Annotated in this window: 12 protein-coding genes; 5 read left to right on the top strand and 7 right to left on the bottom strand. The window is 69.3% G+C overall.

The genetic code is table 11. The features are described from left to right. Positions 1-43 precede the first annotated feature (43 nt). The 3 genes from radA (at position 44) to disA (ending at position 4,339) form a co-directional block, all read left to right on the top strand. Positions 44-1,456, top strand: coding sequence for a DNA repair protein RadA (gene radA / locus ACQPYM_RS38260; protein ID WP_360278991.1), 1,413 nt, complete (start codon positions 44-46; stop codon positions 1,454-1,456). 212 nt (positions 1,457-1,668) lie between these two features. Further along, positions 1,669-2,607 (top strand): beta-ketoacyl-ACP synthase III, encoded by a 939-nt coding sequence (locus ACQPYM_RS38265; RefSeq protein ID WP_433010988.1) that lies wholly within the window; start codon positions 1,669-1,671, stop codon positions 2,605-2,607. A 637-nt stretch (positions 2,608-3,244) separates the two neighbouring features. Continuing rightward, a complete protein-coding gene (gene disA, locus ACQPYM_RS38270) occupies positions 3,245-4,339 on the top strand; it encodes a DNA integrity scanning diadenylate cyclase DisA (protein ID WP_433010991.1) in 1,095 nt (364 codons plus the stop codon). 54 nt (positions 4,340-4,393) lie between these two features. Here disA and ACQPYM_RS38275 read toward each other — a convergent pair whose 3' ends face one another. Then, complete coding sequence (locus tag ACQPYM_RS38275) at positions 4,394-5,047, bottom strand: hypothetical protein (protein WP_433010994.1); 654 nt, start codon at positions 5,045-5,047, stop codon at positions 4,394-4,396. 32 nt (positions 5,048-5,079) lie between these two features. On the opposite strand from ACQPYM_RS38275, the gene ACQPYM_RS38280 reads away from it, so the two are divergent. Further along, positions 5,080-5,973, top strand: coding sequence for an A/G-specific adenine glycosylase (locus tag ACQPYM_RS38280; RefSeq protein WP_433010997.1), 894 nt, complete (start codon positions 5,080-5,082; stop codon positions 5,971-5,973). 60 nt (positions 5,974-6,033) lie between these two features. Here ACQPYM_RS38280 and ACQPYM_RS38285 read toward each other — a convergent pair whose 3' ends face one another. Together ACQPYM_RS38285 and ACQPYM_RS38290 are read right to left on the bottom strand one after the other, a co-directional pair. Beyond that, positions 6,034-6,987, bottom strand: a complete 954-nt coding sequence (locus ACQPYM_RS38285) for a DivIVA domain-containing protein (RefSeq protein WP_433011001.1) — start codon at positions 6,985-6,987, stop codon at positions 6,034-6,036. A 72-nt stretch (positions 6,988-7,059) separates the two neighbouring features. Then, a complete protein-coding gene (locus ACQPYM_RS38290) occupies positions 7,060-9,108 on the bottom strand; it encodes a kinetoplast-associated-like protein (RefSeq protein WP_433011003.1) in 2,049 nt (682 codons plus the stop codon). Between the two features lie 321 nt (positions 9,109-9,429). Between ACQPYM_RS38290 and ACQPYM_RS38295 the strand changes: the two genes are divergently transcribed. Further along, positions 9,430-10,626, top strand: a complete 1,197-nt coding sequence (locus tag ACQPYM_RS38295) for a hypothetical protein (RefSeq protein WP_433011006.1) — start codon at positions 9,430-9,432, stop codon at positions 10,624-10,626. On the opposite strand, the gene ACQPYM_RS38300 is transcribed toward ACQPYM_RS38295, so the two are convergent. The 4 genes from ACQPYM_RS38300 to ACQPYM_RS38315 all read right to left on the bottom strand — a co-directional run bounded on the left by ACQPYM_RS38300 (position 10,619) and on the right by ACQPYM_RS38315 (position 15,667). Continuing rightward, positions 10,619-11,731, bottom strand: a complete 1,113-nt coding sequence (locus ACQPYM_RS38300) for a CU044_5270 family protein (RefSeq protein WP_433011009.1) — start codon at positions 11,729-11,731, stop codon at positions 10,619-10,621. The genes ACQPYM_RS38295 and ACQPYM_RS38300 overlap by 8 nt on opposite strands. Further along, on the bottom strand, positions 11,728-12,249 hold the full coding sequence (locus ACQPYM_RS38305) for a SigE family RNA polymerase sigma factor (protein WP_433011012.1): 522 nt from the start codon (positions 12,247-12,249) through the stop codon (positions 11,728-11,730). The genes ACQPYM_RS38300 and ACQPYM_RS38305 overlap by 4 nt, the downstream gene beginning before the upstream one ends. A 200-nt stretch (positions 12,250-12,449) precedes the next feature. Next, positions 12,450-14,996, bottom strand: a complete 2,547-nt coding sequence (locus tag ACQPYM_RS38310; RefSeq protein WP_433011015.1) for an ATP-dependent Clp protease ATP-binding subunit — start codon at positions 14,994-14,996, stop codon at positions 12,450-12,452. A gap of 341 nt (positions 14,997-15,337) precedes the next feature. After that, a complete protein-coding gene (locus ACQPYM_RS38315) occupies positions 15,338-15,667 on the bottom strand; it encodes a histone-like nucleoid-structuring protein Lsr2 (protein WP_360279026.1) in 330 nt (109 codons plus the stop codon). Positions 15,668-15,830 lie beyond the last annotated feature (163 nt).

The raw sequence follows: 15,830 nt of genomic DNA on the forward strand, positions 1-15,830 counted from the left end.
ATGGGAAACGGGGTTTGTCGGTGGGGTGAAATAGGTTGGCGGCATGGTGAAGGCAGCGGGGTCGGCGAGGAGCAAAGCGGCGGGGAAGTCGCCGTTCGCCTGTAGTGAGTGTGGGTGGACGACCGCGCGCTGGATCGGGCGCTGCGGTGAGTGCCAGGCGTGGGGCACGGTTGCCGAGGTGGGCGCGCCCAAGGCTGCCCGGATCACCGCTGGTCCCGTGTCGTCGCCCGCGATGCCGATATCGAAGGTGTCCGCGGTCGAGGCCGAGTCGCGGCCGACCGGCATCGGTGAGCTCGATCGCGTACTGGGCGGCGGCGTCGTACCGGGTGCGGTCATCCTGCTCGCTGGTGAGCCCGGCGTCGGCAAGTCGACGCTGCTGCTGGAGGTCGCGGCGCAGTCGGCCCGGCGCGGGCAGCGCACCCTCTACGTCTCGGGTGAGGAGTCGGCAGCTCAGGTCCGCCTCCGTGCGGGTCGCACCGACGCGTTGGTGGACGAGCTGTTCCTCGCCGCCGAGACCGATCTCGGTGCCGTCGTCGGGCAGGTCGATGCCGTCGACCCGACGTTCCTCGTGATCGACTCGGTGCAGACGATGGCGCATCCCGAGGTGGACGGTGCGCCGGGCGGCGTCACCCAGGTCCGCGAGGTGACCGGCGCGCTGGTCCGGCTGGCCAAGGAACGCAACATCGCCGTCGTGCTCGTCGGCCATGTGACCAAGGACGGCGCGATCGCCGGTCCCCGGATGCTCGAGCACCTGGTCGACGTGGTGCTGGCGTTCGACGGCGACCGGCACTCCGGCTTCCGGATGGTGCGCGCCACCAAGAACCGCTTCGGCCCCTCCGACGAGGTCGGCTGCTTCGACATGGTCGACACCGGGATCGTCGAGGTGAGCGACCCGACCGGGCTGTTCGTCTCCGAGCATGCCGAGCCGGTCGCGGGCACCTGCGTGACGGTGATGATGGAGGGACGCCGGCCCCTGCTGGCCGAAGTGCAGGCCCTGGTCGGGCCGTCGGCGGCACCACAGCCACGGCGTACGACGTCCGGGCTCGAGTCGTCGCGGGTCGCCATGGTGCTCGCCGTACTGGGCAACCGCGCGGGGCTGAAGCTGACCGACCAGGAGGTGTACGTCGCGACCGTGGGCGGTGTGAAGATCACCGAACCGGTCGCCGACCTGGCGGTCGCCATCTCGGTCGCGTCCTCTGTGATGGACAAGCCGATCCATCCCGGCCTGATCGCGATCGGCGAGGTCGGCCTGGCCGGCGAGGTCCGGCGCGTCGGCGGCCTGGAGAAGCGCCTGGCCGAGGCGGCCCGGCTCGGCTTCACCAAGGCGATCATCCCGGCCGACGTCCCGAACCGTTCCAAGGACTCCAAACCCCTGGACCTACAGGCGAAGTACGGCCTCCGCACCTTCGCCGCCGGCGACATCCGAGCCGCCCTGGTGGCCGCCGGCCTCGGCTGACCCACTCTGCGAGGCATTCAGTAGACAATGTCTACGCTGGCGAAGTAGCGTACGGCGGCACGCACTCCGGAGGCGCTCCGGAGATGGCCGCCGACGTCCCGGACCGGGGCGTGAGACGGCTGTCTACCGGCGAGTACGACGGAACGTATTCTGGAGGCGCCCCACCCCGGCCTTCGACCTCAGGCCGGTCCCCGACCGCAGGAGCACCTCAGATGACCGGTTCCAAAGTTGTCGCCCTCGGCCATTACCAGCCGGAGCGGGTGCTCACCAACGCCGAGCTGTCCACGATGGTCGAGACCAACGACGAGTGGATCCAGAGCCGGGTCGGGATCAAGGAGCGCCGGATCGCGGCGCCCGACGAGCAGGTCGACGAGATGGCCTGGCGGGCCGCCGAGAAGGCGATCGCGAACTCCGGGCTCGACACCGCCGAGATCGACATGGTCGTCGTCGCGACCTGTACGGCGATCGACCGCTCCCCCAGCATCGCTGCTCGGGTGGCGGCCCGGCTCGGTCTGCGCACCCCGGCCGCGCTCGACGTGAACACCGCGTGCTCGGGCTTCAGCCACGCGCTCGCGACGGCCGACCACGCGATCCGCGCCGGTGCGGCATCGAAGGCGCTGGTGATCGGCGTCGAGAAGCTCAGCGACTTCACCGACTGGACCGACCGGACCACCTGCGTACTGATCGGCGACGGCGCCGGCGCGGCCGTCCTGGTCGCCACCGACGAGCCGGAAATCGGCCCGGTCGTGTGGGGTTCGGTGCCGGAGATGTCGGACGCGGTCCGGATCGAGGGCCGCGACGGGAAGTTCGCCCAGGAGGGTCAGAGCGTCTTCCGCTGGACCACCACGCAGCTGCCGGTGATCGCGCGGCAGGTCTGCGAGAAGGGCGGCGTCACACCCGAGGAGCTCGGCGGCGTCGTCCTGCACCAGGCCAACCTGCGGATCATCGAGCCGCTGGCCAAGCGCCTCGGCGCGGTCAACGCGGTGGTCGCGCGCGACGTGATCGAGTCGGGCAACACCTCGGCGGCCAGCATCCCGATCGCGTTGTCCAAGCTGGTCGAGCGTCGCGAGATCCCGGCCGGCGCCCCAGTCCTCCTCTTCGGCTTCGGCGGCGGCCTCTCCTACGCCGGCCAAATCATCCGCTGCCCCTAGTTCCTGGCCCTGGCCTTGGTTCTGGCCCTACGCCCCCGCCGCCCGCCCGGCCACCCCGCGAGCGGGCTCGCATCGCTGCCATCTGAGGGGTCAACCCCTCACCTGGTGGGTTGCCACCCCATAACCAGAGCAGGCAACCCACCACCTCGGGGGTTGACCCCCGAAATGCCCAGCCAACCGCAACCCAAGCGGCCCCACCCCGCTGCCACCCCAGAACCAGAGCAGGCAACCCACCACCTCAGGGGTTGACCGCCGAAATGCCCAGCCGGTTCCAACGCGAGCGGCGGCAGCGGGGTGGCTAGCGCGGAAGCGGAAGCGGAAGCGGTCGGAGCGGAAGGGGAAGCGGAAGCGGTCGGAGCGGAAGGGGAAAGCCGGGGTGGGTAGGGCGACACGCGGGGGCGGGGGTGGGTGATTCGGTGTTACCGGATTAGTCATGGGGTGGGGCGGGGGGCGGCCGGGGGTGCGAATTGCGGGGTCGGATCCGGGGAAGTCACGCTCAGTCTGGGGTTGCACGGTCAGGTTGCACGATCTGATGCACGGGCGTTTGCAAACGCGACCGGATCGCCGGTGGCCGGTGGTGCCTTGATGGCCGTGGGTCGGTCACAACCCGCCTGCGCGACGCATAGACTCAGTGATCGTGGCCTCGACTTCCGACAAGAACAGCACCGATGCCCGGATGCGCGCGACCCTCGCGGCGGTGGCACCCGGGACCGAACTGCGTGAAGGCCTGGAACGGATCCTGCGGGGCCGGACCGGTGCCCTGCTGGTGCTCGGCCAGGACAAGACGGTCGACTCGATCTCCACCGGCGGGTTCGAGATCGACGTCGAGTTCACCGCCACCGGCCTGCGCGAGCTGAGCAAGATGGACGGCGCGATCATCCTCGACCGCGACATCAGCAAGATGCTGCGCGCGGCCGTGCACCTGATGCCGGACCCGTCCATCCACACCGAGGAGACCGGCACCCGGCACCGCACCGCCGACCGGGTCGCCCGGCAGACCGGCTTCCCGGTCATCTCCGTCTCGCAGTCGATGCACATCATCGCGCTGTACGTCGACGACCAGCGCTACGTGCTCGAGGACTCCGGCGCCATCCTGTCCCGGGCGAACCAGGCGCTGGCCACCCTGGAACGCTACAAGCTGCGCCTCGACGAGGTGTCCGGCACGTTGTCCGCGCTGGAGATCGAGGACCTGGTGACGGTTCGCGACGTCGCCGCCGTCGCCCAGCGGCTGGAGATGGTCCGCCGGATCGCGACCGAGATCGACGGGTACGTCGTCGAGCTCGGCACCGACGGCCGGCTGCTCACCCTGCAGCTCAACGAACTGGTCGCGGGAGTGGCGGGCGAACGCGAGCTCGTCGTCCGGGACTACCTGCCGCCGGCTGCCGGGCGCCGCCCGAAGACCGCGGACGACGTTCTGCTCGAGCTCGACGCAGTCAGCCCGACCGATCTGCTGGACATCGGCCAGGTCGCCCGCGCGCTGCAGCTCGGTGGCGCCGAGCAGCTGGACGCGGCCGTCACCCCGCGCGGGTACCGGCTGCTGGCCAAGGTGCCGAGGCTTCCCGGTGCTGTCATCGACCGGCTGATCGAGCACTTCGGCCACCTGCAGAAGCTGCTCGCGGCGAGTATCGACGACCTGCAGACCGTCGACGGCGTCGGCGAGAACCGGGCCCGAACCGTCCGCGAAGGCCTGTCCCGCCTGGCCGAGTCGAGCATCCTCGAACGCTACGTCTGACCCCGGGCCGTGCGGCTCCGGCCAGCCCGGATCGAGCGGCGTGCGCGTCGAGGGCTAGACGATCGTGAAGGCTTGCGGGGTTGAGTCGCGGCCGTCGTAGGTCGCCTTGACCACATAGGTTCCGGGCTTCGCCTTCAGCTGGCCGGGCAGGCAGCCGGGGCGGGAGCGGCGGCCGTCCCAGGCGATGATCGACGGGGATTGCTTGCCCTTGGCAAGGATCAGGGTGGCGCGCGGAATCACCTTCTCGCAGTGCTCCGTGGTCCAGATCTGGTCCTCGCCCGAGGTGATGGTCAGCGTCAGCTCACTCGGGTCAACCTCGGCCCGGCACTCGTCGCGGAGTGCGCTCAGCTGCACCACCAGGTTCAGCGAAGTGCCCGTGGTCAGCGTCCGGGTGGCCGGCAGCACCTCGACGACGACGTCGCTGCCGGTGCACTTGACGTCCTTCGGGGTTTCCTTGGTCTTGGGCGACTCCGAGGTCTTCTTACCAGCCTCCGTCGTCTTGCCGCCGGCCGTCGGAGTAGGTACGCCAGTCGGCGTGGTCGACGGGTCGGGCCCAGCCGCCGCGGAGTTCTTGGGATCGCTGCCGCCACCGCCGAGCACCCGGACCAGCACGAACACCAGTGCCACCAGGACGACGAGCAGGAGCGCCCGCCGGAACCAGTACACACTGGCGGGCAGATGCCCGACTGGTCGGAGCAGGCTGCTCATGCTCGCACCTTAATGTCAGGATTGTGCTCGACATGTCAGACTCGCCGCTCCCGCTCGCATCAGCCCTGCACGAGCCCATCCTCGACTGGTACGCCGCCAACGCCCGCTCACTGCCGTGGCGCGAGCCGGACGCGGGCGCCTGGGCCGTGATGGTCAGTGAGTTCATGCTGCAGCAGACACCAGTAGCCCGCGTGCTCCCGGCGTACGCAACCTGGATGAAGCGGTGGCCGGAGCCGGCTGACCTGGCGGCGGAGGCTCCAGGTGAGGCTGTGCGGGCTTGGGACCGGCTCGGGTACCCCCGCCGAGCGCTGCGGCTCCATGCGGCGGCTAAGGCGATAGTGGAGCACCACGGCGGCGTAGTACCGGAGGACCACGCGGCACTGCTCGCACTGCCGGGTGTCGGGACGTACACGGCGGCAGCGATCGCCTCGTTCGCGTACGGGCAGCGTCATGCGGTGGTGGACACCAACGTGCGACGGGTCTTCGCCCGGGCACTCACTGGCGCAGCCCAACCGAGCATCTCGCCCACTGCCGCCGACCTGCGCCTTGCAGCCTCAGCACTGCCCTCAGACGACTCCACGGCATCCCGCTGGGCCGTGGCGACGATGGAGTTGGGCGCACTCGTCTGTACTGCGCGCACCCCACGCTGCGCCGACTGTCCGATCCGCAGCCGCTGCAGTTGGGTCCTCGCCGGCAGTCCGCCGTACGACGGGCCGCCCCGCAAAGGCCAGACCTACGAAGGCACTGACCGTCAGGCCAGAGGCCGCCTACTCGCAGTACTACGTGCCGCGCACGGCCCGGTCAGCAAGACCGAACTGGACGCGTGCTGGCCGGAACCAGCGCAGCGTGAACGGGCCCTCGACGGTTTGGTCGCCGACGGCCTGGTGGACCCGGTGGCCGACGGTCGCTACCGCCTGCCGGCCTGATCCGCGACGAAAACATGCTGATGGCCGGCCCAGAACCGGGCCGGCCTCAGCGGGTGGTGATCAGTTCTTCTTGCTGCTGTTCGTCGCCGGCTCGTCGGCGTCGTCGGCGAGCAGGTCCAGCGGCATCGCCGGGCTGCCGGACAACGTGGCCAGCATCTGCCGGACGTTGGTCAGCTGCGCGTTGATGCTGTCGCGACGCTGGGTCGCCGCGGCGAGCTCGCGCTCGGACTCGGCGCGGATCCGCTCGGACTTGTCCTTCGCGGCCGCGACGATCTCCTGGGCCTGACGGTTCGCGTCGGCCAGCTGCTGCTGGGCCAGGCGCTCCGCCTCGGACCGGGACCGGTCGGCTTCGCGCTGCACCTGGGCCGCACGGTCGGTGACCGCCGCCAGCTGCTGCTCGGCCAGGGCCGTCCGGGCTGCGAACTCCTGCTCGACCTTGCCCCGGCGCTCGGCCAGGGTGGTCTCGAAGGCGGCCGCGGCCTGGGCGGACTTGGCCCGCTCCTGCTCGTAGAGGGCCTGGGCCTCGCTGCGGCGCGCGGTCGCGTCGCGCTCGGCCTCGTCGCGCATGTCGTCGGCCTGGGTGCGCGCTTCCTCGAGGATGCGGGCGGCTTCGGCGTCGACCTCGCTCTTCCAGTCCAGGGAGTACTGCTCGGCCTCCTTGCGGACCTTCTTGGCGTGTGCCTCGGCGTCGGCGACGATCGCCTCGGCGTCGGTCCGGGCGCGGGTGACCAGATCACGGGCCTCGTCGTCGGCCAGCGACAGGATCTTCGCGACCCGCTCACCGAACTCGGTGAAGGTGGGCGTGCGGTCCTTGTTGTCCTCCTGGGCGGTGATCACGGCCGACTCGGCCGCGTCCGTCCGGGCCTGCAGCTCCTGAACGTGGCGCTGCAGCTGCTCCGACTGCTGCTGCAGCGCGGTCAGCGAGGTGGTCAGCTCTCGAACGTGCTGGTCCACCTGGGCAGGCTCGTAGCCACGCAGAACGGTGCGGAACGGGGTTGGGGATTCACTGCTCATGTCTTCTGATGCTCACTTCGGTGGGTGGGTGGATCACACATTGTCACTGACAAGGATCTGACTGTCACGTCCTCATCCTGATTCCCCCGTGGAACCCTCGCTACCGGACATTCCACCACCTGCGCGGAACCCGGGTACAGCGAGTGCCTCGATCACACCCGAAAGCTGGGTGAGCTCCTTGGTGATCTCGTCGCGGCGCTGGTTCAGCGCGGCGACCCTCGCCTCGGCGTCGGCGAGAAGTTTCCGGGCCTGCGCACGCAGTTCGTCGGCGTGCTCGCGGGCTTGTGCCTCGAGGCCCTGGGCCTCGGCGCGGGACTTGCGGATGAGTTCGTGGGCCTGGCGCTGGGCGTCGGCGAGATCGCTGGCCGCGCGCTCGCGCAGTACCTGGGTGCTGGCCTGGGCCTCGGCCTCGCGGCGGGTGGCGCGGGCGACGATCTCCTTGGCCTCGACCTCGGCGGCGGCCTTCAACCGGTCGGCCTTGGCCTGGGCCTGCGCGGTCACCTTCTCGGCCTGCTGGGTGACGGAGCTCAGCGTCGCCTCGGCCTGTGCGTTGGCCGAGGCCAGCGTCTTCTCGGCCAGCGCCGTCAGCTCGGCGTTCTCCTTGGCGATCGCGGTCTGGGTCTCGCGCAGCCGGCTGGTCGAACGGCTGACCACGCGGCGCAGGTGCGCGCGCTTGCGGCGGGCCATTTCGGCGACGTCCATCGCGGCCCGGTCGCGGATCCCGCGCGCTTCCTGCTCGGCCGCGGCGACCAGTTCGTCGACCGTCTTCTTGCTCCAGGCGGTCTGCTTCTCGGCCTCGGCCAGCGCGGTCTCGGCCGCCTTGTTCGCTTCCTCGACGATCCGCTGCGCCTCGGCGGCCGCGGTCCGGCGGTCTGCCTCGATGCTGTCGACGACCAGCTTGGCCTGGGCGCGGGCGTCGGCCATCAACCGCTCGTTGCTCTGCTCGGCCTCGGCCTTCTGCGCGGCGATCTCCTCGAGCGCGACGGAGCGAAGTTTGTCGATCTCCAGCGAGATCGCGGCCAGCTTGGCCCGCTCGGTCTCCTCCAGCTCGGCGGTCCGGCGCTCCAGCTCGGCCCGGTTCTCCCCGCGCAGCCGCTCGATCTCGGCGTGCGCGGCGGCGATCTGGGCCCGCGACTTCTCCCGCGCGGCGTCGACCTCCCGCTCGACCGCGGTGCGCAGCTCGATCGCCTCGGACTCGGCCCGCGCGATCAGCTCGGCCTCGTTGCGGACCGCTGCCTGCGAGACGAGTGCCGCCTGCTCGCCGGCATCGGCGACCAGCTGCTGGGCCTCGCGGCTCGCGCGGTCGACTGCCAGGGCCGCGGCCTCGCGGGCCAGCTGGGCCTCTTCGAGAATCTCGTCGGCTTCTTCCTTCAGCCGGGCGGCCTCCGCCTCGGCCTCGGCGAGCCGGCGATCGGCCGCCGCCTGGGATTCCTCCCGCAGCTTGTCGGCCGCTGCTTGTGAGTCGGACTGCAGTTTCTGCGCCGTCGCCTCGACCTCACTGCGCCGCTTGGCCACCTCTGCATCGACCGTACTGCGCAGCTGCTCGGCCGCGCTCTCCGATTCGACCTTCAGCCGCTCCGCCTCGGCCGCAGCCGCACTGCAAACCTGCTCCGCTGCCGCCGTCGACTCCTCGCGCAGCTTCTCGGCAGCCGCCATGGAGTCGCTACGCAGCCTGTCCGCAGCAGCCGTCGATTCGCGCTCGAGCCGCTCCGCTTCGGCTTCAGCCTCAGAGCGCACGCGCTCCGCTTCGGCGATCGCCTCCGACCGAACCCGCTCGGCCTCCGCGGTCGACTCGTTCCGCAACTGCTCGGCGGCACGTTCGGCATCGTTGAGCAGCCGCTGGGCAGCCGAGCTCGCGTCGGCGCGCAGGTTGCGGGCTTCTTCCTCGGCCTCCGCGCGGAGCTTCCGCGACTCCTGCTCAGCCTCGGCTCGCAGCCGTGCGGCCTCGGCGCGGATCCGCTCAGCCTCGGCCAGCGCGGTGTCGTTCTCGTACTCCGCCTGCTCGCGCAAGGTGTCCGCGATCCGCTGCGCGCGCTCCAGCACACCACCCGCTTGCCGCACGCCAAAGGAACCGGCGTCGAGGACCGGTTCCTGGGTCAGCGGCAGACGCGGTGCGTCCATGCGACGAGATGATTCCATCTCCGGCCCCCTCTCCGACAGTCCGGGTCCCAAAGCGGTGGTCACGTAACTACAACGAGCGAGTGCAACTGACGGCCACTGTTGTTCTCCGGACCGTGAGCTGGACCACCGAAGGACTTTACGACGAACGCGATGGCAAGGTGTAACACTCGCGTGTCTCTCGGTCGACTCCCCGATGGCCATCCTGCTGCAGTCACCCCCGCGGGGGAAGCTGTTCAGCCGTCAGCGTGAGGCGCATCCCGCCCTGCTCGCCGCAGGGTTGAAGTGTGGGCGACAGACGCCTGGGTGCGGAGGTTGATGGTCATGCGGACAGATCAGCGGCTGGTGGGCGAGGCGACTGCTCGCACAACGCCAGTACTCGCGGTGGCGGTAGCGATCGGCTCGCTGGTGTTCGGAGCCTGGGGCCTGGCTTGGGTGCTGGGCGCCGGTGGCTATCCGTTCGGGAAGGTGCCGCCCGACGGCGATCGGTTGTCGATGCTGGCGTTCTTGCCGGAGCAGTGGGGCGCAGGACTGATCGCAGTACTGGGACTGCTCGGGGTGCCGGCTGCTGTTGGGCATGCTCGGACGGAGTGGAGTCCGGCGGCGTACCGGCCGTTGTTGTGGTTCACCGGGCTGCAGGTGGTGGTGTTCGGTCTGCTGGCGCCCAGTGTGATGGTCGTGATGACCACCGGGTACCTACTGGTGCTGGTCGGACTGCCGGTGGCGGTGGGGTTCCTGGCGGTCGGTGCATGGCGGCAGCCGGCCACCCGGATGGCGCTGCTGGCGATCGTGGTGGTGGTTGCCGCACTGGAGCTCAGTACGGGGTTGTTCGACTGGGGTGCGATCAAGAACCTCGCGGCCGCGATCGCCGAAGGACCGGAGAAGGTCGGCACCCGGCCGTTGTTCGTCCTCGCAGCCTTCCTGCTGGGCGCAGGCTGGGCTGTGCTCGGCGTACGCGGGCTCCGGAGCGCACAGGGCCGCTGCAGCCGGTGCGGGCGTCCTGGGGGCCGCTGGACCCGTCCTGAGGTTGCTGGCCGCTGGGGCTTCTGGGCAACCGTCGTGGCCGTCCTCTGCCCTCTCCCGTACGGCGTGCTGCGGATGACCTGGTTGCTGCCGAACCCAGTCGGCATCACAGCCGCTGAGCTCGAGGCGGAGCCCGGCATCAAGCTCTTCGGCCTGGGACTCGGCTTGATCGCCATCGGAGCCTCAATCGCGACACTGGGCCTGATCCGCCCCTGGGGTGAGACCTGGCCCCGCTGGATCCCGTACGCCGCGGGCAGGCCGGTCCCGGTCAAGGCAGTCGTCATCCCGGGTGCTGTGGCCGCCACCCTGTTGCTGGTCGGCAGCCCTTCTCTCGTCCAGCTCATCTGGTCGGCAGACGCCTCCATGCTCACCAACCTCGGGCATCTGCTGGTGTTCCCGTTCCCCGTGTGGGGTGCATCCGTCGGACTGGCCACGGCGGCGTACTACTACCGCCGCCGCGGCCAGTGCACGGTTTGCCGGGAGCCTCAGTTCACTTGAGGGTCGCCGGCGGGACCTGCGGCGCGTTGTTCGTCCAGCCCGAGACGAGGACAGTGCTGGCGCCGTTCTTGCCACCGGTGTGCCGGCTGCTCAGCAGCTTCCCGGTCTTCGGGTCGATGATCAACTGAAGCTCGAGCTTGTACGCCGGGAACGAGAACGCGACAGCGGTCCCCTTCCGGCCGACCACATCGCTGACGCCCTGCTTGACCGTCGCGCCCTCCAAGCTCGCGAGCAGCCGGAACGCCGCTGCCCGGACCTTGGGCGGGGCCGGGGTGTCGCTGAGCAGACCGGAGGCGATCTGGGCGATCGCCGACACGTCGGTGGCGTCAGGAGCCCGCACAGCCTTCTGCTTGAGCAGCCAAGCCCGCAGCCCCTCGGGAGTCGTCGGCAACTGCAGGACATCCTGCAAGGTGCCGTTCTCGCCCAGTTCGAAGTACCGGTCGGCCATGTCCTTCTGCTCCAGCAGGGTGCCCTTGCCCGGCTTGCTGGAGATGATCAGGTCGCGCTGGTCGACGGTGTCACTGGGCCCGGCGTTCCAGCTGGTCGGGGATCCTGCCCGCTTCCAAGCGGCCACGTCGGCAGCCGTGGCGGGCTTCGCGCCCAGCGAGCGTGTCCCCTGCCAGGCGGTGCCGCCCTTGAGGCCGGTCCATTTCTCCATCACCTTCAGCTCGTGGAGCTTGTAGCCACCGGGACCGGCCGGCGTCGACGCGCAGCACGTCACCTTGCCGTCTGCCCCGACCGTCCACTCGGCGGTGTAGACCGTGCGGACCCGGAAGTACTTGCCGGAAGTCGCTTCGGCCTTCTCCTCCTGAGCAGCAGCGACGAGCAGCACTTCACTGGCCGACAGTGCGCGCTCCGGCACAGCGGAACTCGTCACCGAGTCCGGCGGCGCAGCCACACTGGAACCAGACCCACCGGACAACACCAGCGGTACTGCGAGGGCCGCGATGGTGACGGCCGCGGCACCAGTGGTCAGGCCGATCCCGGTCAACCGGCGACGGCGTACCGCCCGCTTGGCCCGGGAGAGGTCGGCGGCGACCTCGGCGTTCGTGACGGCCGGTTCGTCACCGGCCGCCTGCTCGAAAAGGTCCTTCAGATCAGTCATCGCACATGCTCCAGGGTGTCCAGGGGATCGGCCATGAGGTCGCGCAACTTGTCCAGCCCCCGAGCGGTCTGACTCTTCACAGTCCCTTGACTGCACGTCATCAGTTCCGCGACGGCGGCCACGTCCAGGTCGCTGAAGAACCGCAGGACTACCGCGGCCCGCTGCCGTTTCGGCAGTTGCTCCAGGGCGGCCAGGACGTCCAGCCGGTCCTCGCTCCCGGAGCCCGGCTCGGTCGGCCTGCCGGGCTCGGCCGGGTCGTCGGTCAAGGTCTCCCGCTGCCGCCAGAACCGGCGCTTCTCGTCGAGAAACGAGTTCACCAGGATCTTGTCGGCGTACCGGGCGGCACCGACCTCGGGCCGGATCGCGGCCCACTTCAGGTAGAGCTTGGTCAGGGCGGTCTGGACCAGGTCCTCGGCCCAGTGCGCGTCGCCGCCGGTCAGCAGCCGAGCCAGGCGCATCATCCGCCCTCGATGGGCATGGACGTACCTGGTGAATTCCTCGTCGCGGTCGATGGCCACGCATCCTCCGGTGGTTGGGTCGGGCGCTTCCTCACCGTTTAGTACTGGGTGGCGCGAAGCCCCGGTTGCATCACCGCGATCCCCCTGCGTCGCCGCGCCCGGTCGCGTCACGGGCCCGGCAACGACAAAGAGCCCCGCGGATGTCCGCGGGGCTCTCGGCCGTGCTACCTACTGCCTGCTACCTGCTCAGCTGTCCTGGCTCAGCTGTCCTGGATGGCCGAAGGACCGCCGCCGGCGATCTCGGTCAGCTCCAGGTCAGGGTCCGGGCTCGGCGTCTTCTGGGCGCCGGTGAAGGTGAAGAACTCCGGCACCCCGTCCTCGGTGACGGCACCCTCGGGGGCGACGTCGACCAGCACGATCTGGCCGGGACGCAGTTCCCCGAACAGGATCTTCTCGGCCAGCACGTCCTCCACGTCACGCTGCAGCGCGCGACGCAGCGGGCGGGCACCCAGGATCGGGTCGAAGCCACGCTCGGCGACCAGTGCCTTCGCCGCCGGGGTGAGCTCGATGCCCATGTCCTTGTCCTTCAGCCGCTCTTCCACCTGCGCGACCATCAGGTCGACGATCTTGACGATCTCCTCCTTGCCGTGCTGGTGGAAGACCACGATCTCGTCGACGCGGTTCAGGAACTCGGGACGGAAGTGCTGCTTGAGCTCGTCCGTCACCTTCGCCTTCATCTTCTCGTACGAACCCGACACGTCGTTGACCCGCTGGAAGCCGGTGCTGACCGACTTGGCGATGTCGCGGGTACCGAGGTTCGTGGTCATGATGATGACGGTGTTCTTGAAGTCGACCACGCGGCCCTGGGCGTCGGTCAGACGGCCTTCGTCCAGGATCTGCAGCAGCGAGTTGAAGATGTCCGGGTGGGCCTTCTCGACCTCGTCGAACAGCACCACGCTGAACGGCTTGCGGCGGACCTTCTCGGTCAGCTGGCCGCCCTCTTCGTAGCCGACGTACCCGGGAGGCGAACCGAACAGCCGCGAGGCCGTGTGCTTCTCGGAGTACTCCGACATGTCGAGGCTGATCAGCGACTTCTCGTCACCGAACAGGAACTCGGTCAGCGCCTTGGACAGCTCGGTCTTACCGACCCCGGACGGGCCGGCGAAGATGAACGAGCCGCTCGGCCGGCGCGGGTCCTTCAGACCCGCACGGGTCCGCCGGATCGACCGGGACAGCGCCTTCACGGCGTCGACCTGACCGATGTAGCGCTTGGCCAGCTCCTCCTCCATCTTGAGCAGCCGCGAGGACTCCTCCTCGGTCAGCTGGAAGACGGGGATACCGGTCGCGGTGCTGAGCACCTCGGCGATCAGTTCCTCGTCGACCTCGGCGACGACGTCCATGTCGCCGGCCTTCCACTGCTTCTCCCGCTCGGCCTTCGCGTTGATCAGCTTCTTCTCGTCGTCGCGCAGAGAAGCCGCCCGCTCGAAGTCCTGGGCGTCGATCGCCGACTCCTTCTCCCGGCGCACGTTCGCGATCTTCTCGTCGAACTCGCGCAGGTCCGGCGGAGCCGTCATCCGGCGGATCCGCAACCGGGAACCGGCCTCGTCGATCAGGTCGATCGCCTTGTCCGGCAGGAACCGGTCGGAGATGTAGCGGTCGGCCATCTGCGCCGAGGCGACCAGGGCCGGGTCGGTGATGGTGACCCGGTGGTGCGCCTCGTAGCGGTCCCGCAGACCCTTGAGGATCTCGATCGTGTGCGCGATCGAGGGCTCGGCCACCTGGATCGGCTGGAACCGGCGCTCCAGCGCGGCGTCCTTCTCGACGTACTTGCGGTACTCGTCGAGGGTGGTGGCACCGATGGTCTGCAGCTCGCCCCGAGCCAACATCGGCTTCAGGATGCTGGCCGCGTCGATCGCGCCCTCGGCGGCACCCGCACCCACCAGGGTGTGGATCTCGTCGATGAACAGCACGATGTCGCCGCGGGTGCGGATCTCCTTGAGCACCTTCTTCAGGCGCTCCTCGAAGTCACCGCGGTAGCGCGACCCGGCCACCAGCGCGCCGAGGTCGAGCGTGTAGATCTGCTTGTCCTTCAGGGTCTCGGGCACGTCGCCACGCACGATCGCCTGGGCCAGGCCCTCGACGATCGCGGTCTTGCCGACGCCCGGCTCACCGATCAGGACCGGGTTGTTCTTGGTCCGCCGGGACAGCACCTGCATGACCCGCTCGATCTCCTTCTCGCGCCCGATCACCGGGTCGAGCTTGGACTCGCGGGCGGCCTGGGTGAGGTTCCGGCCGAACTGGTCGAGCACCAGGGAGCTGCTGGGAGCACCTTCGGTGGCCCCGGCACCGGCTGTCGCCGTCTCCTTGCCCTGGTACCCGGACAGCAGCTGGATGACCTGCTGCCGGACCTTGTTCAGGTCCGCTCCGAGCTTGACCAGGACCTGCGCGGCGACACCCTCACCCTCGCGGATGAGACCGAGCAGGATGTGCTCGGTGCCGATGTAGTTGTGACCCAGTTGCAGGGCCTCACGCAGGGAGAGCTCCAGTACCTTCTTGGCGCGAGGGGTGAACGGGATGTGCCCACTCGGAGCCTGCTGTCCCTGGCCGATGATTTCCTCGACCTGAGAACGGACAGCCTCCAGCGAGATACCCAGGCTCTCGAGAGCCTTGGCGGCGACACCCTCACCCTCGTGGATCAGGCCGAGCAGGATGTGCTCGGTCCCGATGTAGTTGTGGCTGAGCATCCTGGCTTCTTCTTGGGCCAGGACGACTACCCGACGGGCGCGGTCCGTAAATCGTTCAAACATCGCCAAAGCGCTCCTTGCCTCAGAGGAGTCGGACGTGCCGTGTAGGCCGACCCCCGTACCTGCATGCTAGTCCCCGGCACCGACGACCTCGCTCTCAGCGAACAAGCGACGACCTCCGGTACGGCCGCCAACTGGGGATCACAAGGGAACAACCCCGCTGGAACGCCCGGTGTTCCCGGCGCGCCCGGTGTTCGCCACCAGCGAATTCGTCCCTTTTACTGCCCGGTCAGGCACCGACTCGTCAGCCGGCCCAACCGAACCTGTCCACAGTGTGAAACGGCCGGAATGCGGACGGTCCCGGCACCTCAGGAGGCACCGGGACCGACGCTTGACCCAGGAAATTACTTGGCGTCGTTGTACGCCGCGCGCACCTCGGCCGAGATCCGGCCGCGCTCGCTCACCTCGTAGCCGTTCTCCTTGGCCCACGCGCGGATGTCCGCGGAGTCGGTCGCCGACCGGCCCCGTCCACGCGTCCGGCCGGCACCGCCGCGGCGCCCGGAGACCCGGCGCCCCGCGCCGACGTACGCGGCCAGGGCGTCACGCAGCTTGGCGGCATTCTTCTTGGACAGATCGATCTCGTACGTCGAACCGTCCAGCCCGAAGGTCACGGTCTCGTCGGCCTTACCGCCGTCGAGATCGTCCTCGAGAACCACCTGAACCCTTTGCGCCATCGATGACAGTCCTTTCCGCGCCCGCCACCGGGCACAATCCCCCTGCCGAATAACTTGTTACTGATTTGTACAGCACAAACCGGTACCGTGTCATTCAACAGGCGGAATGGCCCGTAAAGATGTGACTAAAAACTCCGGTCCGCACCGATGCCGCGAGCCCGTC

This window comes from Kribbella sp. CA-294648 (assembly GCF_050943845.1).
GTDB lineage: Bacteria > Actinomycetota > Actinomycetes > Propionibacteriales > Kribbellaceae > Kribbella.